Genomic DNA, 210 nt, shown 5'->3' on the forward strand with positions numbered 1-210 from the left:
CGCCTGCACCGGCCTGGATCCCCGGCCCAACGAGTCTGGCGGCAGAACGGGACGGCGTCGGCTGTCCAAACAGGGCGCGCCAGTGCTGCGCCAGATGCTCTACATGGCCGCCATGGGGCTCAAGCGGTGTCGTCGGGGGCAACCGCTCTACGACGAGCTGTCAAAACGCGGTCACCCCAGCACCGCCGTCTTCAACATCCTGGCCAGAAA

General features: G+C 67.1%; 1 protein-coding gene. It reads left to right on the forward strand.

Annotated elements, in window-relative coordinates; genetic code table 11:
* The coding region (locus tag ABE423_RS20755) for a transposase (protein ID WP_346487367.1) at positions 1-210 on the forward strand (210 nt) is incomplete at both ends.

Origin of the sequence: Stenotrophomonas sp. TWI1409 (genome assembly GCF_039673015.1) — a bacterium.
Taxonomy (GTDB): domain Bacteria; phylum Pseudomonadota; class Gammaproteobacteria; order Xanthomonadales; family Xanthomonadaceae; genus Stenotrophomonas; species Stenotrophomonas maltophilia_A.